The 23,775-nt window shown below is 73.7% G+C and carries 21 protein-coding genes; 13 read left to right on the top strand and 8 right to left on the bottom strand.

What is annotated here, in order from left to right; translation table 11 throughout:
* The 3 genes from IE330_RS30885 to IE330_RS30875 all read right to left on the bottom strand — a co-directional run.
* A partial coding sequence (locus IE330_RS30885; protein WP_190139467.1) for an NADH-quinone oxidoreductase subunit C occupies positions 1-646 on the bottom strand: 646 nt, incomplete at its 3' end.
* On the bottom strand, positions 643-1,257 hold the full coding sequence (locus tag IE330_RS30880) for an NADH-quinone oxidoreductase subunit B (RefSeq protein WP_190139466.1): 615 nt from the start codon (positions 1,255-1,257) through the stop codon (positions 643-645). The genes IE330_RS30880 and IE330_RS30885, both read right to left, overlap by 4 nt.
* Positions 1,248-1,628, bottom strand: a complete 381-nt coding sequence (locus IE330_RS30875; RefSeq protein ID WP_190139470.1) for an NADH-quinone oxidoreductase subunit A — start codon at positions 1,626-1,628, stop codon at positions 1,248-1,250. Before IE330_RS30875 ends, IE330_RS30880 begins: the two co-directional genes overlap by 10 nt.
* Positions 1,629-1,910: 282 nt before the next feature.
* Between IE330_RS30875 and IE330_RS30870 the strand changes: the two genes are divergently transcribed.
* The 6 genes from IE330_RS30870 to rarD all read left to right on the top strand — a co-directional run bounded on the left by IE330_RS30870 (position 1,911) and on the right by rarD (position 11,384).
* Positions 1,911-3,092, top strand: coding sequence for a sensor histidine kinase (locus IE330_RS30870; protein ID WP_190139465.1), 1,182 nt, complete (start codon positions 1,911-1,913; stop codon positions 3,090-3,092).
* 638 nt (positions 3,093-3,730) lie between these two features.
* Entirely contained in the window at positions 3,731-5,110 is a 1,380-nt protein-coding gene (locus tag IE330_RS30865; protein WP_190139464.1) for a sensor histidine kinase, read from the top strand.
* A gap of 816 nt (positions 5,111-5,926) precedes the next feature.
* The gene (locus IE330_RS30860) at positions 5,927-6,586 is read left to right on the top strand and encodes a LuxR C-terminal-related transcriptional regulator (protein WP_308439059.1); all 660 of its coding nucleotides are present in this window, start codon (positions 5,927-5,929) and stop codon (positions 6,584-6,586) included.
* A 441-nt stretch (positions 6,587-7,027) separates the two neighbouring features.
* Positions 7,028-8,959: a 2-oxoacid:acceptor oxidoreductase subunit alpha gene (locus IE330_RS30855; RefSeq protein WP_190139462.1), complete on the top strand. Its 1,932-nt coding sequence runs from the start codon at positions 7,028-7,030 to the stop codon at positions 8,957-8,959.
* Positions 8,952-10,034, top strand: coding sequence for a 2-oxoacid:ferredoxin oxidoreductase subunit beta (locus IE330_RS30850; RefSeq protein ID WP_190139461.1), 1,083 nt, complete (start codon positions 8,952-8,954; stop codon positions 10,032-10,034). Before IE330_RS30855 ends, IE330_RS30850 begins: the two co-directional genes overlap by 8 nt.
* A 342-nt stretch (positions 10,035-10,376) precedes the next feature.
* Positions 10,377-11,384: an EamA family transporter RarD gene (rarD, locus tag IE330_RS30845; protein ID WP_373314764.1), complete on the top strand. Its 1,008-nt coding sequence runs from the start codon at positions 10,377-10,379 to the stop codon at positions 11,382-11,384.
* Here the strand turns inward: rarD and IE330_RS30840 are convergent.
* A complete protein-coding gene (locus tag IE330_RS30840) occupies positions 11,320-12,237 on the bottom strand; it encodes an NAD(P)H-binding protein (RefSeq protein ID WP_190139459.1) in 918 nt (305 codons plus the stop codon). The genes rarD and IE330_RS30840 overlap by 65 nt on opposite strands.
* 124 nt (positions 12,238-12,361) lie before the next feature.
* Between IE330_RS30840 and IE330_RS30835 the strand changes: the two genes are divergently transcribed.
* The gene (locus tag IE330_RS30835; protein WP_190139458.1) at positions 12,362-13,222 is read left to right on the top strand and encodes a helix-turn-helix transcriptional regulator; all 861 of its coding nucleotides are present in this window, start codon (positions 12,362-12,364) and stop codon (positions 13,220-13,222) included.
* Here IE330_RS30835 and IE330_RS30830 read toward each other — a convergent pair.
* Positions 13,159-14,634 (bottom strand): MFS transporter, encoded by a 1,476-nt coding sequence (locus IE330_RS30830; protein ID WP_190139457.1) that lies wholly within the window; start codon positions 14,632-14,634, stop codon positions 13,159-13,161. The genes IE330_RS30835 and IE330_RS30830 overlap by 64 nt on opposite strands.
* Before the next feature lie 89 nt (positions 14,635-14,723).
* Between IE330_RS30830 and IE330_RS30825 the strand changes: the two genes are divergently transcribed.
* Entirely contained in the window at positions 14,724-15,293 is a 570-nt protein-coding gene (locus tag IE330_RS30825; protein WP_229926046.1) for a winged helix-turn-helix transcriptional regulator, read from the top strand.
* Between the two features lie 12 nt (positions 15,294-15,305).
* Here IE330_RS30825 and IE330_RS30820 read toward each other — a convergent pair whose 3' ends face one another.
* Positions 15,306-15,722 (bottom strand): cupin domain-containing protein, encoded by a 417-nt coding sequence (locus tag IE330_RS30820; protein ID WP_190139456.1) that lies wholly within the window; start codon positions 15,720-15,722, stop codon positions 15,306-15,308.
* A 52-nt stretch (positions 15,723-15,774) separates the two neighbouring features.
* Here IE330_RS30820 and IE330_RS30815 point away from each other — a divergent pair, with 52 nt between their 5' ends.
* The 5 genes from IE330_RS30815 to IE330_RS30795 all read left to right on the top strand — a co-directional run bounded on the left by IE330_RS30815 (position 15,775) and on the right by IE330_RS30795 (position 21,216).
* Positions 15,775-16,773 (top strand): GlxA family transcriptional regulator, encoded by a 999-nt coding sequence (locus tag IE330_RS30815; protein ID WP_190139455.1) that lies wholly within the window; start codon positions 15,775-15,777, stop codon positions 16,771-16,773.
* Between the two features lie 262 nt (positions 16,774-17,035).
* Positions 17,036-17,764: a hemerythrin domain-containing protein gene (locus IE330_RS30810; protein ID WP_190139454.1), complete on the top strand. Its 729-nt coding sequence runs from the start codon at positions 17,036-17,038 to the stop codon at positions 17,762-17,764.
* A gap of 97 nt (positions 17,765-17,861) precedes the next feature.
* Positions 17,862-19,316: a hypothetical protein gene (locus IE330_RS30805; RefSeq protein ID WP_229926045.1), complete on the top strand. Its 1,455-nt coding sequence runs from the start codon at positions 17,862-17,864 to the stop codon at positions 19,314-19,316.
* 246 nt (positions 19,317-19,562) lie between these two features.
* Positions 19,563-20,516: a M28 family metallopeptidase gene (locus IE330_RS30800; protein WP_190139453.1), complete on the top strand. Its 954-nt coding sequence runs from the start codon at positions 19,563-19,565 to the stop codon at positions 20,514-20,516.
* Positions 20,517-20,619: 103 nt separating this feature from the next.
* Positions 20,620-21,216, top strand: coding sequence for a flavodoxin family protein (locus tag IE330_RS30795; protein ID WP_190139452.1), 597 nt, complete (start codon positions 20,620-20,622; stop codon positions 21,214-21,216).
* Between the two features lie 10 nt (positions 21,217-21,226).
* Here IE330_RS30795 and IE330_RS30790 read toward each other — a convergent pair whose 3' ends face one another.
* Complete coding sequence (locus IE330_RS30790; RefSeq protein ID WP_229926044.1) at positions 21,227-22,075, bottom strand: ABC transporter permease; 849 nt, start codon at positions 22,073-22,075, stop codon at positions 21,227-21,229.
* 604 nt (positions 22,076-22,679) lie between these two features.
* A complete protein-coding gene (locus tag IE330_RS30785; RefSeq protein ID WP_190139451.1) occupies positions 22,680-23,645 on the bottom strand; it encodes an ABC transporter ATP-binding protein in 966 nt (321 codons plus the stop codon).
* Positions 23,646-23,775 lie beyond the last annotated feature (130 nt).

Below are 23,775 nucleotides of genomic sequence, written 5' to 3'. Positions count from 1 at the left end.
GCCCCGCGGCGGCGCGGTCGCCCGCCGCGCGCCCGGCGCCCGCGGCTCGCGCGCCCCGCGCGGGACGGGCCGGCGCCGCCGGGAGCTGGCCCTTCAGCGGGCCCCATTCGTTGGGGTCGGGCACACCGGGCGGGAGCATCTGGCGGCGCTTCGGGCCGCCGTGCTCCGACTCGCCCGGCTCCTTGGCGCCGGGCCACGCCTTGGCGACGCGGGCGGCCAGCACGAAGTCCTTGCGCAACGGGTGGCCCTCGAAGCCTTCCGGGAGCAGCAGCGGCGCCAGGTGCGGGTGGCCCTCGAAGCGGACGCCGAACATTTCGTGGGTCTCGCGCTCGTGCCAGGCCGCGCCCGCGTAGACGTCGACCGCCGACGGCAGGGCGGGGGCCTCGTGCGGGACGGTCGTCCGGACGAGCAGGCGCCGTACCGGGGACAGCGCCACCACGTGGGCGCTCACGCGAAAGCCCGTGCCTGGCTCGTCGACGGCGCTCAGCCAGTCGAAGAAGGTGCAGCCGAGCCGGTCGCGGGCGGCGCGCAGGGCGTCGGTCCAGGCGGCGGCGGGGACGTCGACCGTCAGGACGTCGTACGACTCCTCGGCCGTGGCCTCCGTACCGAAGAGTTCCTCGACGGGGGAGGGCAGCCAGCCGGTCATCTCGCTCCCTCCGGGGGCGTCGGCGGGGTCACCAGGTCACTGCGGAGCGCCGCCGTCGAGGGGCGTGTCCCGCCGGACCCGTACCGCTCCCCCAGGGTCTCGCGCGCGATCTTCTCCTGGAGCTTGAGGATGCCCTGGAGCAGTGCCTCGGGGCGCGGCGGGCAACCGGGGACGTACACGTCGACGGGGATGATCTGGTCGACGCCCTTGGTGACGGAGTACGAGTCCCAGTAGGGGCCGCCGCAGTTGGCGCAGGCGCCGAAGGAGATGACGTACTTCGGCTCGGGCATCTGCTCGTACAGGCGCTTCACGGCGGGCGCCATCTTGTCCGTGACCGTGCCGGACACGACCATCAGGTCGGCCTGGCGCGGGCCCGGCGCGAACGGGATCACGCCGAGCCGGATGAAGTCGTGGCGGGCCATGGAGGCCGCGATGAACTCGATGGCGCAGCAGGCGAGGCCGAAGTTGAAGACCCACAGGCTGTAGCGGCGGCCCCAGTTCAGGACCACCTTCATCGGCTCGGGGGCGAGCCGGGACAGGACGCCCAGCTTCTTCGGCTCCGGGAGGAGCACGGGCTCGGACGGCCGCGCCGGCTCCTGGTTCACGTCCATGTCAGGACGCCCTTCTTGTAGGCGTACAGCAGTCCCACGGCGAGGAAGCCGAGGAAGATGAACATCTCGACGAGGGTCGTGGCGCCGTAGCCGGACTCGGCGAAGACCGTCGCCCACGGGAAGAGGAAGATCGAGTCGACGGCGAAGATCACGTAGAGGAAGGCGTACACGTAGTAGCGGACCTGGGTGTGGGCCCAGCCCTCGCCGACGGGGTCGACGCCGCACTCGTACGTGAGGAGTTTCTCGGGCGTCGGTACGACGGGCCGCAGCAGCCGCCCGGCGCCGAAGGCGACGGCGACGAACAGCACGCCGACGACGGCGAGCAGTCCGACGACGGAGTACGACTCGTAGTAGCTCGCCGCGACGTACATCGTCCCTGGCACGTCAGCCCCTCGCTCCCTGCACTCCGTGGCTCGCCCTGTTCGACGATCTGTACGCACGGGAGTCTAGGGCCTGCTAAAGGCGAGGTAAGCAGACTGTCGGGGACCGGGCGGGCGCGTGGCGGTCATCGGCCGGTTCCACCGGAACGCTCGGCGGGTTCCGCACGAGCACTCCGCCGGTTCCACCGGAACGATCGGGTGGGGTTATCCACAGTGAGGTTCGGCGGCCCTCCTCATGGCGCGGGCCGCGGCGGGCCGTGCACTCTTGGATTCATGACCGCACGTTCGACGTCTTCGCAGGCCACACCGGATTCGCTGCCGCCTGCCCGGTTCGCGTACGACGCGTACACCTGGAAGGAGATATCCCACCTCCTGGCGAACCTGGCGACGGGAATCGTCGGGTTCGTGTACGTGGTGACGGCGCTGTCCTTCGGCGTGTTCCTGTCGGTCACGGTCGTCGGCCTGCCGCTGCTCGCGCTCGCGTTGTACGGGGCGCGGCTCTTCGGCCGGTTCGAGCGGGGGCGGGCGCGGATGCTGCTCGGGGTGCGGATCGACGAGCCGAGCCCGATGCCGCTGCGCTCGCGCCGCGGCGGTGGTGCGCTGGCGTGGCTGTGGTCGACCCTGAAGGACCCGGTGGGGTGGCGGGCGATGCTGTACGGCTTCATCCGCCTGCCGTGGGGCGTCGTGACGTTCACGGTCGTCCTCACGGGGCTGTTCGTGGCGTGGCCGGTGCTGCCGTTCATCGTGCGCGGCCTTGCGAACGCCGACCGGGCGATGGCGCGGGGGCTGCTCTCGCCGTCGGACGAACTGGAGCGGCGCATCGCGGAGCTGGAGTCGGACCGGGGCGTGGTCGTGGACACGGCCGCGGCGGACCTGCGGCGCATCGAGCGCGACCTGCACGACGGCGCGCAGGCCCGGCTCGTCGCCCTCGCCATGGGACTCGGCCTCGCCAAGGAGAAGCTCCTGGAGGACCCGGACGCGGCGGCGGCGATGGTCGACGAGGCGCACGGCGAGGTGAAGCTCGCCCTCCAGGAGCTGCGGGACCTGGCGCGCGGCATCCACCCCGCCGTCCTCACCGACCGCGGCCTCGGCCCGGCGCTGTCGTCGGTGGCCGCGCGGTGCACGGTGCCGGTGAAGGTGACGGCGGACCTGACCACGCGCCCGGCGGCCGCGATCGAGGGCATTGCGTACTTCACCGTCTCCGAACTGCTGCAGAACGTCTCCAAGCACAGCGGGGCGCGCTCGGCGAGCGTCGAGGTCTGGCGTTCGGACCAGCGGCTGCTCATACAGGTGTGGGACGACGGGCGCGGCGGGGCGAGCCTGGAGGGCGGCACGGGCATGGCGGGCCTGTCCGAGCGGCTCGGGGCGGTCGACGGGCTGTTCATCATCGACTCGCCGGAGGGCGGGCCGACGACGATCACGGCGGAGCTGCCGTGGCGGGACCGGGCGGAGTAGCGGAGTCGCCGCCGGGGCCGGCCGGGGCGTCGCCCTCGGAGGCGGGCCGGGTGTTGACCGGGCGCGGCCTGAGGCTGACCACGGCCCGGCCTGGATGTCGCTGTGGCTCGGCCTGGGCGCCGCGACGGCCTGGCTCGGGCGCCGCCACCGCCCGGCTTGGGCACAGCCACGGCGAGGCTTGGGCGCCGCCACGGCTTCGCCCGAGCGTCACCAACAGCTCGGCCTGCCCTCGCTCGCCCCGGGCACGTCGCCGCCATCCCGCCTGGGTGTCGCCATGGCGCGACTCCGGTGCGGCGGGCGTGGGACCAGCGGCGGGCATGGGACTGACGTCGGGCGTGGACCGGCAGGCACGGCACGGCCGTCAGGCGTGGACAGCAGGCATGGCACGGATGCCGGGCATGGCACGGACGTCGGGCGGCGGGGACGTCGGGCGGCGGGGGACGTCGGGCATGGCACGGACGGCGGGCGGCGGGGACACGTCCCCGGGGAGGGTAGGGAAAACCCCCGGCCCAAGACGCCGACGTACCGCATGGCCCGGCGCACGCCCCGGAGCGCACGCTGGGGGTACGACAAGCGGTGGACCGCGCCGGTCACGGAGGCCGGGGCCCGCGCGGGACGAGCAGAAACGGACGGCACTGATGGCCACGGACTACGGACAGGGGTATGGACGCGTCATGAGGAGCGACCTCGGGGACCGCTGGTCCGGAGGGTTCGGGGACGACACGGCGGCCGAGCGGCGCAACCGGCTCCCGGTCTGGCTGCGGGCGCCCGTCGAGGGACGCACGCTGCGGGAGTTCGTGTACGTGCTGCTCTCCCTGCCGATCAGCATCGTCGCCTTCACCTTCGCCGTGACGATGCTCGCCGTGGGCGCGGGTCTGCTGGTCACGTTCGTGGGCATACCCGTCCTCGCCCTGGGCCTCACCGCCTGCCGCGGCTTCGGCGCGCTGGAGCGGGTGCGGGCGCGGGCGCTGCTCGGGGTGGACGTGCAGGACCCGCACCCCCTGCGGGCGCGTGACAGCGGGCCGCTGGCCTGGATGGGCGCCGTTCTCAAGAGCGGCGTCTCCTGGCGCCACCTGGTGTACGCCGTGCTGCACATGCCGTGGGCCATCTTCTCCTTCACGGTGGCGGTGGTCTTCTGGACGTACGGCTGGGCGATGCTCACGTACCCGCTGTGGTTCTGGGTCTTCCCCGTCTACGGCGGCCAGGGCGGCATCCAGCTCTACGGTGACGACTCGCACCGTTTCTACCTGGACAACCCCTTCGAGATCGGGCTCACCTCGGCCACCGGTCTGCTCGTGGCCCTGGGCACGCCCTGGATCATCCGCGCCCTGACCACGGTCGACCGCGTCATGGTCTTCGGGCTGCTCGGGCCCTCGCGTCTGGTGTCCCGCGTCGTGGAGCTGGAGTCGGACCGGGGCGTGGTCGTGGACACGGCCGCGGCGGACCTGCGGCGCATCGAGCGCGACCTGCACGACGGCGCCCAGGCCCGGCTCGTCGCCCTCGCCATGGACCTGGGGCTCGCCAAGGAGAAGCTGGCGGAGGACCCGCAGGCGGCCGCCCGGATGGTGGACGAGGCGCACGGCGAGGTGAAGGTGGCGCTCCAGGAGCTGCGGGACCTGGCGCGCGGCATCCACCCCGCCGTCCTCACCGACCGGGGGCTCGACGCGGCACTGTCCGCGCTGGCCGCGCGGTGCACCGTGCCGGTGGAGGTGGAGGTGGACCTGCCCTCGCGGCCCGCGGCGGCGATCGAGGGCATCGCGTACTTCACCGTCTCCGAGCTGTTGCAGAACATCAGCAAGCACAGCGGGGCCGCGCGGGCCTCGGTGGACGTGTGGCGGGTCGAGGACCGGCTGATGCTCCAGGTCTTCGACGACGGGCAGGGCGGTGCGGACGTGACAGCCGGGTCGGGGCTCGCGGGGTTGGCCGGGCGGCTGGACGCGGTGGACGGGATCCTCGTGGTGGAATCCCCGGTCGGCGGGCCGACCACGGTGACGGCGGAGCTGCCCTGGCGGGGCTGAGCCACGCGGGGCGCCCCGGCCCACGGCTCCCCGCGCCCGGACCGCGAGCCTGACGGGGCGGAGCGGCGCGGCACACCCAGCCCACGGCTCCCCCTCCCCGCTCTCCGCTCTCCGCTCTCCGCCCGCGAGCCTGACTGGGCGGAGCCACGCCGCGCGCCCCGGCCCACGGCTCCCCGAGCCCCGACCGCGAGCCTGACGGGGCTAAGCGGCGCGGCGCACCCGGCGAAGGCTCCCCCGGCCACCCCGGCCAAGGCCCCGCAAACCGGAACCATCCCCTCCCCATCAACGCCCCCTCCGACGGCACCCGCCCCCTCCCGACAAGCCCTGCCCTCCGCCCCGACGGGCCCTGTCCCGCCCTCCGAGGGCATCCGCCCTTCCTCCCTCTCCTCCAGCGGGTCTCAACCCGCCGGGCACCGCTCCCGCCCACAGCGCCACACGGCACCGCGCCACGCCACGCCACGCCACGCCCAGCAAAGACTCCCTCGCCGCCCCAGGCAGAGCCCCTCGTAAACCGGAACCACACGCACCCGCCCAACCAGCCGCACCCGTCCAACCGACCGCCCGCGTCCAACCGACCGCAACCGTCCGACCGACCACCCCCGCCCAACCGACCGTCACCCGCCCGGTGCCCCTCCGACCGCCGGGCGGGCCCTCGTCCATCGGGCGGGCCCTCCGTCCGTCGGACGGGCCCGTTCGTCCGGTGTGCTTCCACATGCGGCAGCAAGTCGGTCCCGCGGGCATCCGGATGCTGGGATGCTGGTGTCTGTCAATGGGGTGGGGACAGGCACTGGGGGACGGAACATCGTGGAGGACAAGGTGCGGGTGGTCATCGCCGAGGATTCAGTGCTGCTCAGGGAGGGGCTGACCCGGCTGCTGACCGACCGCGGGCACGATGTGGTGGCGGGGGTGGGGGACGCGGAGGCGTTGATCAAGACGATCACCGAGCTCGCGGCCCAGGACGAGCTGCCGGACGTCGTGGTCGCGGACGTGCGGATGCCGCCGACGCACACCGACGAGGGGGTGCGCGCGGCTGTGAAGCTGCGCCAGCGGCACCCGGGGCTCGGGGTGCTCGTGCTGTCCCAGTACGTGGAGGAGCAGTACGCGACGGAGCTGCTCGCCGGGTCCAGCCGGGGCGTGGGGTATCTGCTGAAGGACCGGGTCGCGGAGGTCCGGGAGTTCGTGGACGCCGTGGTGCGCGTCGCGCGGGGCGGCACCGCGCTCGACCCGGAGGTCGTGGCGCAGTTGCTCGGCCGCAGCCGCAAGCAGGACGTGCTCACGGGGCTCACGCCGCGCGAGCGCGAGGTCCTGGGGCTGATGGCCGAGGGGCGGACCAACTCGGCGATCGCGCGGCAGCTCGTGGTGAGCGACGGAGCCGTGGAAAAGCATGTGAGCAATATCTTCCTGAAGCTCGGGCTTTCCCCGAGTGACGGCGATCACCGGCGGGTACTCGCCGTGCTCACCTATCTGAATTCCTGATACTGCGCCCTCCGCGTTCCCCGCGTTACCCGCGTTACCGCGACCTCCGCGTTCCCCAAGCCCTCCGCGGCGACCGCGGCGACCGGGGCGATTCCATTCGGATTCAAGGCCCCCTCCCCCATCGCTTGACACCGTGTCAGGGGTGCCGGATGAGGTACTCCGACCAGGGCGGGGACGTCTCGGCAACGGGACACCCCCGGTGACAGGGCGGCGCGGGGCCTAGTTCCCGCGTCCTAGAACCAAAGGACGAGCGGAGAGCGAGTCGATGAGAGGTCGGGGGGCGTGGCAGACCGTGATGAATCAGGACAGGAAGCTGTCTCAAAAGGGCGTCCACCATGCGAGCTGCCTGATAAAGGCAACCCTTACCGACGTAGGGTGGGCGATGGGAAGGCAGGGCGGCCTGCCGTGCCCGCACAGCCGCCTCGAGGGAGGTCCAGTTCAGTGACCAGCCAGGTCAGTAGCCCGGCCGAGCAGGCCGACGAGACCGTTGTCGGCGAGCAGCGCAAGCCTGCGGGTGCGAAAGACGTGCGCCGTCTCGACCGGGTGATCATTCGATTCGCGGGTGACTCCGGCGACGGTATGCAGCTCACCGGTGACCGGTTCACCTCCGAGACGGCGTCCTTCGGCAACGACCTGTCGACGCTGCCGAACTTCCCCGCCGAGATCCGCGCGCCCGCCGGGACGCTGCCGGGCGTCTCCAGCTTCCAGCTCCACTTCGCCGACCACGACATCCTGACGCCCGGCGACGCGCCGAACGTCCTGGTCGCGATGAACCCGGCCGCCCTGAAGGCGAACATCGGCGACGTGCCGCGCGGCGCCGAGGTGATCGTGAACACGGACGAGTTCACCAAGCGCGCCATGCAGAAGGTGGGGTACGAGACCTCGCCGCTGGAGGACGGCTCGCTCGACGGCTTCCAGGTGCACCCGGTGCCCCTGACCACGCTGACGGTCGAGGCGCTGAAGGACTTCGAGCTGTCCCGCAAGGACGCCGGCCGGTCCAAGAACATGTTCGCGCTCGGGCTGCTCTCGTGGATGTACCACCGGCCCACGGAGGGCACGGAGCGGTTCCTGCGGCAGAAGTTCGCGAAGAAGCCGGACATCGCGGAGGCGAACATCGCCGCGTTCCGCGCGGGCTGGAACTTCGGGGAGACCACCGAGGACTTCGCCGTCTCGTACGAGGTGGCACCGGCGACGACGGCCTTCCCGACCGGTACGTACCGGAACATCTCCGGCAACCTCGCCCTGTCCTACGGCCTGATCGCCGCGTCCCGCCAGGCGGACCTGCCGCTGTACCTGGGCTCGTACCCGATCACCCCGGCCTCGGACATCCTGCACGAGCTGAGCAAGCACAAGAACTTCGGCGTGCGTACCTTCCAGGCCGAGGACGAGATCGCGGGCATCGGCGCGGCGCTCGGCGCGGCCTTCGGCGGCTCGCTCGCGGTGACCACGACCTCGGGGCCCGGCGTGGCGCTGAAGTCGGAGACCATCGGCCTCGCGGTGAGCCTGGAGCTGCCGCTGCTCATCGTGGACATCCAGCGCGGCGGGCCCTCCACCGGCCTGCCGACCAAGACCGAGCAGGCCGACCTGCTCCAGGCGATGTACGGCCGCAACGGCGAGGCGCCGGTCCCGGTCGTCGCGCCGCGCACCCCGGCGGACTGCTTCGAGGCCTCCCTGGAGGCGGCCCGGATCGCGCTGACGTACCGGACGCCGGTCTTCCTGCTGAGCGACGGCTACCTGGCCAACGGCTCCGAGCCGTGGCGCATCCCGGAGCCGGACGAGCTGCCGGACCTGCGGGTGCAGTTCGCCTCCGGGCCGAACCACACGCTGGAGGACGGCACGGACGTCTTCTGGCCGTACCTGCGCGACCCGGCGACCCTCGCCCGGCCGTGGGCCGTCCCCGGCACGCCGGGCCTGGAGCACCGCATCGGCGGCATCGAGAAGCAGGACGGCACGGGCAACATCTCCTACGACCCGGCCAACCACGACTTCATGGTCCGCACCCGCCAGGCCAAGGTCGACGGCATCGAGGTGCCCGACCTGGAGGTCGACGACGCGAGCGGCGACGCCCGGGTGCTCGTCCTCGGCTGGGGCTCCACGTACGGGCCGATCACGGCCGCCGTGCGCCGGCTGCGCGCGGCCGGGCAGAGCATCGCGCAGGCCCATCTGCGCCACCTCAACCCGTTCCCGCGGAACCTGGGCGAGGTCCTGAAGCGTTACGACAAGGTGGTGGTCCCCGAGATGAACCTCGGTCAGCTCGCCACGCTGATCCGCGCCAAGTACCTCGTGGACGCGGTCTCGTACAACCAGGTCAACGGAATGCCGTTCAAGGCCGAGCAGCTCGCCACGGCTCTCAAGGAGGCCATCGATGGCTGACACCACGCTGGCGGGGCCCACCGGCTCCGAGACGCTTCTGAAGCTCGTGCCCAAGGCCGAGGCCAAGCAGTCCATGAAGGACTTCAAGTCCGACCAGGAAGTGCGCTGGTGCCCCGGCTGCGGTGACTACGCGGTGCTGGCGGCCGTGCAGGGGTTCATGCCCGAGCTCGGTCTGGCCAAGGAGAACATCGTCTTCGTCTCCGGCATCGGCTGCTCGTCCCGCTTCCCGTACTACATGAACACGTACGGGATGCACTCCATCCACGGCCGCGCCCCGGCCATCGCCACCGGCCTCGCCTCCTCGCGCCGGGACCTGAGCGTGTGGGTGGTCACCGGGGACGGCGACGCCCTGTCGATCGGCGGCAACCACCTGATCCACGCGCTGCGGCGCAACGTGAACCTGAAGATCCTGCTGTTCAACAACCGGATCTACGGCCTCACCAAGGGCCAGTACTCCCCCACCTCCGAGGTCGGCAAGATCACGAAGTCGACGCCGATGGGGTCGCTCGACGCGCCCTTCAACCCGGTGTCCCTCGCGATCGGCGCCGAGGCCTCCTTCGTGGCCCGTACGGTCGACTCCGACCGCAAGCACCTCACCGAGGTGCTGCGCCAGGCCGCCGACCACCCCGGCACGGCCCTGGTGGAGATCTACCAGAACTGCAACATCTTCAACGACGGCGCGTTCGAGGTCCTCAAGGACAAGCAGCAGGCCGAGGAGGCGGTGATCCGCCTTGAGCACGGGGCGCCGATCCGCTTCGGCGCGGACGGCTCCAAGGGCGTGGTGCGCGACCCGGCCACCGGTGACCTGAAGGTCGTCGCCGTGACGCCGGAGAACGAGGGCGACATCCTCGTCCACGACGCCCGCGCCGCCTCGCCGACGACGGCGTTCGCGCTCTCCCGGCTCGCCGACCCGGACACGCTGCACCACACGCCGATCGGGGTGTTCCGGAACGTGGAGCGGCCGGTGTACGACACGCTCATGGCCGAGCAGCTCGACGCGGCGATCGAGCAGCACGGCAAGGGCGACCTGGCGGCGCTGCTCGCCGGGGGCGACACCTGGACGGTCGTCGGCTAGCCCCTCTTCCCTTCTGTACGCCGCCCCTGTGCGGGGCGAGGCCCGGTCCTGCTTCTGCGGGGCCGGGTCTTTTGTGTGCGTCGAGGCCTTGGTCGGGGCTGTTCTCCGGGCCCGGTGCACAGTTGCTCGGCGCCGGGGGCTGTGCCCGCCCGTTCCGCCCTCTGGGCGGACCAGCCGCCCACAGGGGGGATGGGTCGGCCGCCGCACAGGGGGGCGGGTCGGCCGCCGCGCGGAGGGGGCGGAGGGGTGTCATGACCGTATGGCGGAACACACATGACAGGGGCGTGCGGTGGGCGCTACCTTCTGGGGGGCGGCGTGGGGCTGCCGGGTGAAGGAGGAGTCGTGGGACCTGCGCAGGGGAAGGCGGAAGCCCGCACAGGCCTCCTGAACGGCATCGCCGCCTACGGCATGTGGGGCCTGGTTCCCCTCTTCTGGCCGCTGCTCAAGCCCGCGAGCGCCGGCGAGATCCTGGCCCACCGGATGGCCTGGTCCCTCGTGGTCGTCGCGATCGCGCTGCTGTGCGTCCGTCGCTGGGCCTGGGCCAAGGAGCTGCTGCGCCAGCCGCGCAGGCTGGGCCTCGTGGCCGTCGCCGCCGGGGTCATCACGCTGAACTGGGGCATCTACATCTGGGCCGTGAACACCGGCCACGTCGTCGAGGCCTCCCTCGGCTACTTCATCAACCCCCTGGTCACCATCGCGATCGGCGTGCTGCTGCTCGGCGAGCGGCTGCGGCCGGTGCAGTGGGTCGCCGTCGGCGTCGGCCTCGCCGCCGTCCTCGTGCTCGCCTTCGGCTACGGCCGCCCGCCGTGGATCTCGCTCTGCCTGGCCTTCACCTTCGCGGCGTACGGCCTGGTCAAGAAGAAGGTGAACCTGGGCGGCCTGGAGTCGCTGGCCGCCGAGACCGCCGTGCAGTTCCTGCCCGCGGTCGTGTACCTGGTGTGGCTGGGTACGCGGGGCGACCTGGTGTTCGGCACCGAGGGCGCGGGCCACGCCGCGCTGCTGGCCGCGACCGGCGTGGTGACGGCGGCGCCGCTGGTCTGCTTCGGCGCCGCCGCGATCCGGGTGCCGCTGTCCACGCTGGGGCTGTTGCAGTACCTGGCGCCGGTGTTCCAGTTCCTGCTCGGCATCTTGTACTTCCACGAGGCGATGCCCGCCGAGCGGTGGGCCGGGTTCGCGCTGGTGTGGCTGGCGCTCGCCCTGCTGACCTTCGACGCGTTCCGCTTCGCGCGGCGCAGGGCGTCGGCGGCGTACCGGGCGCCCGCCGCCGGCGCCTCGCGCCCCGCCCTCAGGCGCCGGACGGAGCCGGCGCCCACGCACCCCGGGCCGCGGCCTCCCTCACGTACTCCGTGAAGTCCCGCGGCTCGCGGCCCAGGACGTCCCGTACGCCCGTCGTCAGCGGCGAGAGGTGGCCCTCGGCCGTGAACGTGAAGACGGCGGTCAGCTCGCGGGCCAGCGGCTCGGGGACGCCCGCCGCGAGGGTCTCCGCGAGGAAGCGCTCCGCCGTGACCGCCTCGAAGCGCATCGGGCGGCCGGACGCCGCCGCGATCTCCGCGACCGCCTCGGCGTAGGTGAGGGCGCGCGGGCCCGAGAGCTCGTACACGCGGTGCGTGTGGCCGTCCTCGGTGAGCAGCGCGACCGCGACGTCCGCGAGGTCCTCGACGTCGATGAACGGCTCGGCCACGTCGCCGACGGGCAGAGCGAGACGGCCCGCGAGGAGCGGCGCGTGGGCGTAGTCCTCGTCGAAGTTCTGCGCGAAGTTGTTGGCGCGGATCACCGTCCAGTCGACGCCCGCCGTGCGCACGGCCGCCTCCGCCCGGGCCATGCCCGGCAGGAACGACTCGCCGGACACGTCGACGCCGCGCCCGGACAGGACCACGAACCGGCGCACCCCGGCCGCCGCGGCCTCGGTCACGAAGTCGGTGACGGGGTCGGGGTCCTCCGGCGCCACGAGGTAGAGGGCGGTGACACCGGACAGGACCGGGGCCCAGGTAGAGCGTTCGTTCCAGTCGAAGAAGGTGTCCGCGGAGCGGGACGCGGCCCGCACCTCGTGCCCCGCCGCGCGGAGCCGGGGCACGATCCGGCGCCCGGTCTTGCCGGTGGCGCCGAGCACGAGGACGAGGCCGGGACCAGGGGCGGGGTCGGGGCCGGGGTCGGGGCCGGGGGCGGGGGCGGAAGTGGTGGTCGTGGGGGTCGTGTTCGTCATGCGGCCAGCCAACCTCCCCGCCGGAACAGGGGACATGGGTGCCCGTCTCGGCCCCATAGGCATCCGTCTCACCCCGCACGGGCTCCCGCCGCCGTCCCGCCGCGCGCCGTCTACGGTGGTCCGCATGGACACTCTGGGGGATCTGCTGCGCGGCATCCGCGCGGACGGCGCGCTGTTCGGTCGGGCGGTCCTGCGAGGGGCGCGGAAGCCGGAGCCAGCGCGGCCCGCCGCGCTGACGCTGGTCATGGTGGTGCGCGGGGAGGCGCACGTCACCGCGCTCGGCGAGGTGCGCACCCTGCGGCCGGGGCACGCCGCCGTGTGCACGTCCGTCCCGTACGGCCTCGCCGCCGGTGACGGGGGCGAGTGCGAGCTGGTCACCGGCGCCTACCAGGGGGAGGGGAGCGGGGGGCGGCGGCTGCTCGGCGCGCTGCCGCCGCTGCTCGCCGTGCCGGGCGGTGCGGAGTGCCTGGCGATCATCGAGCTGATCGCCGAGGAGGTGGCCGCCGACCGGCCCGGGCGCCAGTACGTGATGGACCGGATGCTCGACTGGCTGCTCGCCTGCACCCTGCGCGAGTGGTTCGACCTGCCGGAGGCGCGGCCGCCGGCCTGGTACCGGGCGCTCGGCGACGACGTGGTCGGCCCGGCCCTGTGCGCGATGCACGAGGAGCCGGGCCGGGCCTGGACGGTGGCGGCGCTGGCCGCGCGCGCCCAGGTGTCGCGCGCGGCCTTCGCGCGCCGCTTCGCCGACCTCGTCGGCAGGCCGCCGATGGCGTACCTCACCGAGTGGCGGATGACGCTGGCCGCGGAGCTGCTCGCCGAGCCGGGCGCGACGGTCGCGGCCGTGGCGGGGCGGGTGGGGTACGCGGACGGGTTCGGGTTCAGCGACGCCTTCAAGCGGATCCGCGGGGTGACGCCCAGCGGCTACCGGGCGTCGGTGGTGGCGGGCAGGGCGGGGGCCGGCGCGTCGCTCAGGGCCGCGGGCTGACCCGGCCGCGGCGCCCGCGGGCCGCGCAGCGCCCCGGCGTGCGCGACGGCCACACCCACGGCGGCCAGCGCGACCGGCACCGCGAGCGCCGTACGGAAGGCGTCGAGCGCCTGCCCGCTCCCGGCGGAACCCCCGGCGCCGTGCGCGGCGAGTCCGTGGACCGCCGTCACCGCCGAGAGGCCGATCGCCGCGCCGAACTGCGTGGACGTGTGCAGGATGCCGCCCGCGAGGCCCTGCTCGTGCGCGGCGACGCCCTCCGTCGCCGCGATGAGCAGCGGCCCGTACGTGAGGGCGAAGCCGGCGCCCACCAGGAAGAGCGTCGGGAACATCGCCGCGTACGTCCAGTCCATGCCGACCGGCAGGAACAGCGCGTACGCCACGAGCGCGAGCAGGAAGCCGCCGAGGATCACCCGGGCGTGGCCGTGGCGCTGCACCAGGCGGGGCGTGAGCGTCGGCGCGAGCACCACGTCGCAGCCCATCACCACGAGGGCGAGCGCCGTCTGCCAGGACGACCAGCCGCGCAGCTCCTGGAGGTAGAGCGTGACGACGAACTGGAAGCCCATGAAGGAGCCGAGGTAGAGGAGCGCGCCGAGCCCGGCCCGCACCACCGAGCCCGTACGGAAGATGCCGAGGCGGACGAGCGGGGCGGCCGCGCGGCGCTCGACGCCGACGAACGCCGCGACGAGCAGCAGCCCCGCGAGGGCCACGCCGAGCGTCACCGGCCAGCCGTCCAGGCCGTGTTCGAGCCGGACGACGCCGAAGGCGAGCAGCAGCATCGCGCCCGCCACCGCGACCGCGCCGGGCAGGTCGAAGCCGCCGGAGCGCAGGGTCGACCAGGCCTTCGCGGTGGGCGCGCCCGCGCCCGGCACCAGGCGCACGGCGGCGGCGAGGATCACGGCGGTGAGGATGACCGGCGCGAAGAACACCCACCGCCAGCCGAGTTCGGTGAGCAGTCCCCCGATGACGAGGCCGAGCGAGAAGCCGCCCGCCGACGTGCCCGCGAAGACCAGCAGCGCCTTGTTGCGCTCGGGGCCCTCCGCGTAGGAGGTCGTGATGACGGACATCGCCGCGGGCGTCATGAACGCGGCGGCCACGCCGGTCACGAACCGCGCCACGACCAGCATCCAGCCCTCGGTGGCGAGGCCGCCGAGCCCGGAGAAGGCCAGGAAGACCCCGAGCCACAGGAGGAACATCCGCCGGCGGCCGAGGAGGTCGGCGGCGCGCCCGCCGAGCAGGGTGAAGCCCGCGTAGCCGAGGACGTAGGAGCTGATCACCCACGCCGCCGTGCCCGTGGACAGGTCCAGGTCGGAGCGGATCGTGGGGATCGCGATCGCGAGCATCGCGATGTCGGCGCCCTCCAGGAAGGTGGTTCCGCAGAGGACGAGCAGCAGTGCCCAGGCGCGGGCGCCCATGGTGACTCCTCAGGTCACGCCGCCGGTTACCTGCCTGGCGGCTGGTTCCTTCTTGTAACCATGGGAATCGTGCGGCAGCATCACCGGGTATGGAAGAAGGCACTTCGAAGTCACCCGGTTACCTCAAGGGCACCGTGGGCACCGGGAGTTCGGCGTACGCGAGCGGTGTGGACGCGGGCGACGCCGACCCCTTCCAGTGGGACACGCGCGAGGACTGCCAGGTCCGGCAGATCCTCGACCGGATCGCCGACAAGTGGTCGCTCCTGGTGATCGCGCTCCTCGACCGGCGCCGGCTGCGCTTCACGGAGCTGCGCCGGGAGATCGACGGCATCAGCCAGCGCATGCTCACCGTCACCCTGCGCCAGTTGGAGCGCGACGGCCTCGTCCTGCGCACCGTCCACCCGGTGGTGCCGCCCCGGGTGGAGTACGAGCTGACCCCGCTCGGCGGCACCCTGCACCACACCATCCAGGCGCTGGTGACGTGGACCGAGGCGCACCAGGGCGAGATCGCGGCGGCGCGGACGGCGTACGACGCGCGGGAGGCGGCCGAAGCCGCCGAGACGCCGGGGACCCTAGAGACCCTGGAGACCCTGGAGACCCCGGAGGCCCCTGAGGGCCCGGCGGCCCCGGCGCCCCCGGAGGCCCCGGCGGTGGGCTGAGGCGGGCGGCGGTCACGCCTGGAGCGCGTGGCCCGTCGTCGCGTCCACGTGGTCGGGCACCTCGTCGTGGCGGTCCCCCACCGACAGCGTCCCCGTGGGCTCGAAGACCAGGATCGAGGCGCCCTCGCGGGCGGCGGGCCGGTGCTCCGTACCGCGCGGGACGACGAAGACCGAGCCCTTCGCGAGCGTGACGGTGCGCTCCCCGGACGGTTCGCGCAGGGCGATCTCCAGCTCGCCGTCCAGGACGAGGAAGAACTCGTCGGTGTCGTCGTGGACGTGCCAGACGTGTTCGCCCCGCGCCTTGGCGACACGGACGTCGTAGTCGTTCACGCGGGCGACGATGCGCGGGCTCCAGGGGGCGTCGAAGGAGTCCAGGGCCGCGCTCAGGGCGATGGGTTCCCGCCGGTGGACGGGGGCGTGTGAGGTCATGGACCCATCGTGGGCCGGGGCGGTGCCGCGCCACGAGTGCTAGAAATCGCATATGGCGCAAGAAAACTCGCAGCCGGGCGGAGGTGGAGGCACCGCTCTCCACCGCGTCGTCGTCATCGTCGACGAGAACTCCAACCCCTTCGAACTGGGCTGTGTCACCGAGGTGTTCGGCCTCCAGCGGCCCGAACTGGGGCGGGAGCGGCCCGCGCTGTACGACTTCACGCTGTGCTCGCCCGAGCCCCGCACCGTCATGCGGGACGGCTTCTTCACGCTCACCGGGGTGGCCGGCCTCGACGCCGCCGACCGGGCGGACACCCTGATCGTGCCGAACCGCCCCGACACCGCGGTGCCGCGCCGCCCCGCCGTCCTGGACGCCGTACGGCGGGCGCACGCGCGCGGGGCGCGGCTGGTCGGGTTCTGCAGCGGCGCGTTCACCCTCGCCGAGGCCGGGGTGCTCGACGGGCGCCGGGCCACCGCCCACTGGCAGTGGGCGGACGACTTCCGGGCGCGCTTCCCTGCCGTGCGGCTGGAACCGGACGTGCTGTTCGTCGACGACGGCGACATCCTCACCGCCGCGGGCAGCGCCGCCGCGCTCGACCTCGGGCTGCACATCGTGCGCCGCGACTTCGGCGCGGAGGTCGCCGTGTCCGTGTCGCGGCGGCTCGTCTTCGCCGCCCACCGGGACGGCGGGCAGCGGCAGTTCGTGGAGCGGCCCGTGCCCGAGGTCCGCGACGAGTCGCTCGCGCCGCTGCTGGCCTGGGCGCAGGAGCGGCTCGACGAGCCCCTCACGGTGGCGGGCCTCGCCGCGCGGGCCGCGGTCAGCCCGGCCACGCTGCACCGGCGCTTCCGCGCGCAGCTCGGTACGACGCCGCTGGCGTGGCTCAGCGGGGAGCGCGTGGCCCTGGCGTGCCGGCTGATCGAGCGGGGCGAGGAGCGGCTCGACGTGGTGGCGCGCCGCAGCGGCCTCGGGACCGCCGCGAACCTGCGGGCACGGCTGCGGCGCGAGACGGGCCTGAGCCCGACGGCCTACCGGCGACGCTTCGGGCCTTGAGGGGGGCGGCCTCGGGGCGTGGTCGCGGGGCTCGGAGCCTGGCGCGGGGTTTCGAGCCGTAGCCCGGAGGGGCCTCGGAGCCTGGCGCGGGGTTTCGAGCCGTAGCCCGGAGGGGCCTCGGAGCCTGGCGGGGCGGCCTCGGGCCGGGGCCCGGGGGGCCTCGGGGCCTGGCGGGGGCGGTGTCGGCGCTGGTGGGACCAGCGACGTCACCTTTTCACCGATTGTTGACCGTATTTGGACCGTTCCGGTCAAGAGTCCCTGCATGACCGACACCCTGGCTCCCACGCCGGCCCCCTCCCCCGACCTCACCGGTCTCCGCCTCACGCACCGCGCCCTCCGCAGCGACATCCAGCGCCTGAGCACGCTGGCCGACGGCATCGCCGTGTCCGGCCGCCCGGTGGCGCCCGCGCGGGCCCGCGCCATCGCCGCGTACGTCCACCGCTACACCGCCGCCGTCCTGCACCACCACGCCGGCGAGGACCGCGTCCTGTGGCCGGTGATCGCCGCCGCCGTGGGGCAGGCCCTCGCGGACGGGGACGTCACCGCGGGCACGGCCGCCGCGGGCATCGCCGGGCTCGCCGCGCTCACCGACGACCACGCGGCGCTGGCCCCGCTGCGGGACACCTGCGACGCGACGGCCACGCTGTTCGGCGAGGACCCGGCGCCGCACGGCCGCCGCCTCGCCGAGACCCTCACGGCCCTGCGCGCCCGGCTGGTGCCGCACATCGCCGTGGAGGAGCGGGACGTGTTCCCGGTGATCACCCGGCACGTGAGCGCCGCGGACTACACCGCGGCCGAGGCCATGATCTGCGCCGCGACGCCCGTGGCCGAGGCGCCCTGGCTGCGGGCCTGGCTGATGTCCTACGCCACGGCGGACGACCTGCCCTTCCTCGCCCTGGACGGCGACTTCGCGTACCCGTGGCCCGCCGCCGACGCGCCCGCCCAGGGGTACGCCGCACACGCCGAGGAGGTCTTCGGCACCACCCGCTGAGCACGGCGGGGACGGAGAGCACAAGAGCCGGATTCCGGGCCACGCCCGGCGACAAAGATACTGCCGTCGTATTGCCCGTATTCCGTACGGTTGTCGGGTGGCCCTGGTACTGAGCAAACAGCAAGCGCGCCGCTCCCCGCGTCGCGACCGCGAAGACCGCGCCCATCGGCTGCTGCTCGCCGTGTGCGCGCTGTTCGCCCTCGTCTCCCTCGTCCTCGTCCCGCTCGGTCTGCGGCTCGGCTGGGACGAGATCGTGTACGCGAGCCGCTTCGGCCCGTACGCGCCGGGGACCGGCCCCGGCGTGCCCTTCAGCGCGCCCCGCACCCGGGGCGTGCCCCTGCTCCTCGCGCCGGTCGCCACCTGGAGCGACTCGGTCCCGCTGCTGCGCGCCTGGCTGACGCTGCTCGCCACCGCCGCGCTGTACCTCGGCTTCCGCCCCTGGCTGCGCGCCCTGCCCGGCCGCCCCGAGGTCGCGCCGCTGGCCGCGGGCCTGTACGGCAGCCTGTGGATCGCGCTGTTCTACGCGAACGCGGCGATGCCCAACCACTACACCGCCATGGGCGCCGCCGGTGCCGTCGGCCTCTTCCTGCACCGCCGCCCCACCGTCCGCACCTGCGCGGGCGTCGCGGGCGGCCTCGCCCTCGCCACGCTGATGCGGCCGAACGACGGCGCCGCGCTCGCCGGGCCGCTCCTGGTGGCCGCCGCGCTGGTGCCGCTGTGGCGCTCCGCCGCCCGCGCGGGGGCCGCGCTGGCCGGCTTCGCGGCGGGGTTCCTGCCCTGGGCCGTGGAGGCGTACGTTCGCTTCGGTGGCGTACGCGAACGGCTCGACGCCGCCAGCGAGGTCCAGGGCGGCCTCGGCCCGACCGACTCGGCGCTGCATCAGCTCACGGTGATCGACGGGCCGTTGCTGTGCCGCCCCTGCGCCGGCGACGGGGTGCGCCCGCCCGCCCTGGAGTGGTGGCTGCTGCTGCTCGTCCTGGTGCCGCTGGGGCTGTGGGCGGTGCGCGGGCTGCGGCAGGCGTCCGCCGGCGCGTGGCTCGCCGTGGCCGTCGGGGTGTCGGTCGCGCTGCCGTACGTGTTCGTCGTGCCGTACACCGCGCCGCGGTTCCTGCTGCCGACACACGCGCTGCTCGCCGTGCCGGCCGCCCTGGGGATGCTCGCGGCGGTGCGGGCGGCCCGCCGTGCGCGGCTGCGGGCACCTGCCCTCGGCGCCCTGGGTCTGGCCGTCGCGGCCCATCTGGCGGTCCAGTTGCCGCTGGCCTCCTCCAACTTCCACATCCAGCAGTCCGCGCGGCACGACTGGGAGCGGGTCGCCGGTGTCCTGCACGAGCACGGCGTCCGCGCCCCCTGCGTCCTGCGGGGCAACACCTCCGTCATCCCCCTCGCGTACGTCGCCGGGTGCGCCCCCGCCTACCGCGGGGACGGGCAGCGGCCCTCCGCCCTGGTCCTGCGCCGCGCCGCGCCACCGGCCTGGGCGCGGGACTGGACCCGGGTCCCGGTCCCGGACACGTACTCGCGGGGCTGGGCGGTGTACGTACGCCCGGACGCCTGACCGGCGCGGGACCGGGACCGGCCTCGCCCGACCCACCCCACGCGCACCCGGCGACCAACCCGGGCGAACCGCCCGCGTACACACTTCGGCGCACGGAATGCGGGACCACGCGTCCGGATCCCGCTCTTGACGTGAACGCAACACGCCACCACCATCGGGCACTCCAGGCTCAGTTCGACATTCAACTCGGGATTCGATCCCCGGAAGCCACCGGGGACTCACCTCACGGAAGCCGGAGCCCCCCACATGAGACTCTCCGTATCCGGACGCAGTGCGGCAGCGGCCGTCGTCGCCGTCGCCGGGCTGCTCACGACCAGCGCGATATCCACCGCGTCCGCCGGGACCACGGCGCCCACGCGCGCGGCGGCCCCGGACATCCCGGTGGCCAACGTGAAGGCCCACCTCTCGCAGTTCCAGTCCATCGCCTCGGCCAACGGCGGCAACCGCGCCCACGGCACCGCGGGCTACCGGGCCTCGCTCGACTACATCAAGGGCAAGCTGGACGCCGCCGGATTCACCACCAGCGTGCAGCAGTTCACGTCCAGCGGCCGGGTCGGCTACAACCTGATCGCCGACTGGCCCGGCGGCGACCCGAACCAGGTCATCATGGCGGGCGCGCACCTCGACAGCGTCAGCCGCGGCGCGGGCATCAACGACAACGCCTCGGGCTCCGCCGCCGTCCTGGAGACCGCGCTCACGGTGTCCCGTACGCAGTACAAGCCCACCAAGCACCTGCGGTTCGCCTGGTGGGGCGCGGAGGAGCTGGGCCTCGTCGGCTCCTCGTACCACGTGCGCAACCTGCCGGCCGCCGAGCGCTCGAAGATCAAGGGCTACCTCAACTTCGACATGATCGGCTCGCCGAACCCCGGTTACTTCGTCTACGACGACGACCCCACCATCGAGCGGACCTTCAAGAGCTACTACGCGGGCCTGAACATCAGCACCGAGCCGGAGCGCGAGGGCGACGGGCGCTCCGACCACACGCCGTTCAAGAACGCGGGCGTCCCCGTCGGCGGCGTCTTCACCGGCGCGAGCAGCACCAAGACCTCCGCCCAGGCCCAGAAGTGGGGCGGCACGGCCGGTCAGGCCTTCGACCGCTGCTACCACTCGTCGTGCGACACCACGGCGAACATCAACAACACCGCGCTCGACCGCAACAGCGACGCGATCGCGTACGCGGTCTGGGGCCTGTCGCAGTAACCCCGCCCCGCGCCCACGGAATCACCCCTGGACGGCGATGCTTGCGCGTGCATATAGTGCACGCGCAAGCACTTGTCGTACGCCATCACGTCCAGGGGGAATCGTGACCCGCAAGTTCCTGTTCGTCCTCGGCAGCGCGCGCCCGGAGGGCAACACCGAGATCCTGGCCCGCAAGGCCGCCGAGCAGTTGCCCGCCGACGTCGAGCAGCGCTGGCTGCGCCTGGCCGACCACCCGCTGCCCGACTTCGAGGACCTGCGCCACGACGAGTCCCACGCCCGCGCCCGGCCCCGGCCCGAGGGCGACAACGAGGCGCTGCTCCTGGACGCCACCCTCGACGCCACGGACATCGTCATCGCCTCGCCGCTGTACTGGTACTCGGTCTCGGCCACGGTCAAGCGCTACCTCGACTACTGGGACGCCTGGCTGGAGGTCCCGGAGCTCGACTTCAAGAACATCATGCAGGGCCGCACCCTGTGGGGCGTGACGGCGCTCGCGCACCGCGAGGAGGAGGTCGCCGAGCCCCTCATCGGCACGCTGCGTAACTCGGCCGCGTACTTCCCGCTGCGCTTCGGCGGCGTCCTGCTCGGCAACGGCACCCGGCCCGGCCAGGTGCTCGACGACGCCGAGGCGCTGGCCCGCGCCAAGACGTTCTTCGCCCAGGAGGCGCCGCTCGCGCGCTTCCCGTACGACACCGAGTGAGCGGCGGCGCTCAGCTCGCGATGTCCTTGGCCCCGAACCGGGCCCATGCCGCCGAGCCGAACACGCCCGCGTACAGCGCCTGGAGCCCCAGGTTCTTCACCAGCTCGTCCCAGTAGACCGGGTCGCGCATGAGGTCGGCGAAGGACAGCCAGTAGTGCGGGAACAGGTACGGGTGCACGGCGTGGAGCTGCGGGATCTGGTCGACGATCTGCACGGTGATGAGCAGGCCCACGGTCGTGGCCATGGCGGCGATGCCGCTGCTCGTCAGCGTCGACACGAAGAGCCCGAGCGCGGCCACGCCGATCAGTGAGGCGGCGACGACGAGGGCGATCAGGAGCGCGCGCAGCAGCCCCTCGGCGAAGCTGATGCGCGTCCCTGAGATCGTCGTGACCTCGCCGAGCGGGAAGAGCAGGGCGCCGACCGCGAGCGCCGACACCGCCACGACCAGGGTCGCGACCACGCAGAACGCCAGCGTGGTCGCGTACTTGGCGAGCAGCAGGCGGGTGCGGCCCGCGGGCGCCACCAGCAGGTAGCGCAGCGTGCCCGCGCTCGCCTCGCCCGCGATGGAGTCGCCCGCGACCACGCCGACGGCCATCGGCAGGAAGAACGGCAGCGTCGCCGCGAGCGCCGTGAACACCAGGAACAGACCGTTGTTGGTGACCTGGGCGATGAACGCGGGGCCCTCGCCGTCGGGGCCGCCCGCGCCGACCGAGCCGCCGTCGCTGGTCTCGATCTTCACCGCGATGCCCACGAGGACGGGCACGGCGGCCAGGACCGCGAGCAAGGCGAGGGTGCGCCAGCGGCGGAAGGTGACGGCAAGCTCACTGCGGAGCAGGCCGAGGGCCCACAGCGGACTCACGGCCCGGGCTCCGCCCGGGGCGGCTCCGACAGCGGGCCCGGCGCTGGGCTTGGCAGCGGGCTTGGCACTGGGCCCGGCGCCGGGCCTGGCACCGGGTCCGGCGCTGCCGCCGGTCGCCGGGCTGCCGCCGGTTGCGATGCTGCCGCCTGCCGGTGGGCCCTCGCCCGTTGCCGCGTTGCCGCCCGACGTCGTGCTGCCGCCGGTGGTTGTGCCCTCGTCCTTCGTCGTGCTGCTGCCGGTCGCCGTGCTCCTGCCCGACGTCGTGCTGCTGCCTGACGTCGTGCTGCCGCCTGTTGCGGTGCTGCCGCTGATGGCTGTGCCCTCGCCCTTCGCCGTACTGCCGCCCGTCGTTGTGCTGCCGCCGCCCGGCGTCGCGCTCCGGCCGGTTCCCGTACTGTCGTCGGACCTCGCGCTTCCGGCGGCCCTGAGGCTGTTGTCAGCCCTCAGGCTGCTGTCGGCGCTCGCGCCTAGATCCCCGCCCGGGGCCGCTCCCGGGGTGGCAGCCGTCGTACCGGTCCCGGTCGCCCGGGCCCCCTCCGGGGCCCCCGTGCCGTTCGCCGGTGCGGCCCCGTTCACGTCCGTCTTCGCCGTCGTCTTCTCGGTCTCAGCCCGCGACATCGAAACCCTCCCCCGTCAGTGCCACGAACGCGTCCTCCAAGGAGGCGCGTTCGACGCCGAAGCCGCGGACGCGGACGCCAGCGCCGACCAGTGCGGCGGTGACGTCGGCGAGGTCCAGGTCCCGGTCGGGGCCCGGTGGCTCGCCCGTCACCCGGTCCTCCGCGACGACGACGTCCGCCACGCCGAACTCCTTCAGGACCCGGGCCGCGTCGCCGGTGTCCGGCGTCGTCACGACGAGCCGCCCGCGCGCGCCCGCGGCGAGTTCGGCGACCGGCCCCTGGGTGATCAGGCGGCCCTGCGCCATCACCGCCGCGTGCGTGCACACCTGCTCGATCTCGTCGAGCAGGTGCGAGGAGAGGAAGACCGTCGTGCCGTCGGAGGCAAGCTCCCGCACCAGGGCGCGGATCTCCCGCATGCCCTGCGGGTCGAGGCCGTTCGTCGGCTCGTCGAGCACCAGCAGTTCGCGCGGCTGGAGCAGCGCCGTGGCGAGGCCAAGTCGCTGCTTCATGCCGAGCGAGTACGCCTTCGCCTTCTTGCCCGCGGCGGCGGTCAGCCCGACCCGGTCCAGCGCGGCCGCGGCGCGGGCGCGGCGGGTGCGCGGGTCGGCCGTCGGGTCGGCGGCGTCGTACCGGAGGAGGTTGTCGCGGCCGGACAGGAAGCCGTAGAGGGCGGGTCCCTCGATGAGCGCGCCGACGCGCGGCAGGACCGTCCGGCCCTCCCGGGGCATGGGCCGACCGAGCACCCTGGCCCGTCCTGAGGACGGTTCGATCAGGCCCATCAGCATGCGGATGGTGGTGGTCTTGCCGGAGCCGTTGGGCCCGAGGAAGCCGAAGACGCTGCCGCGCGGGACGGTGAGATCGAGCCGGTCCACGGCGGTGTGGGAGCCGTAGCGCTTGGTCAGCGCGGTCGTCTCGATGACACTGCCCGTGCGGGCGGTGGTGGCGCTCGGCACCCGGTTCCTCCTGTCGTCCGGCCCTCGGGCCGGTGCTCGCAGCCGGTTCGCCCGGCCCGTGGGCCGGTGCGCGCGGGCCGGTTCGTCCGGCCCTGGGCCCGGCCCGGTGCGCGCGGCCGGCTCCGGCGGC

The sequence above is a fragment of the Streptomyces longispororuber genome, assembly GCF_014656095.1.
GTDB lineage: Bacteria > Actinomycetota > Actinomycetes > Streptomycetales > Streptomycetaceae > Streptomyces > Streptomyces longispororuber.
This window is presented reverse-complemented; position numbering and strand designations above follow the sequence as displayed.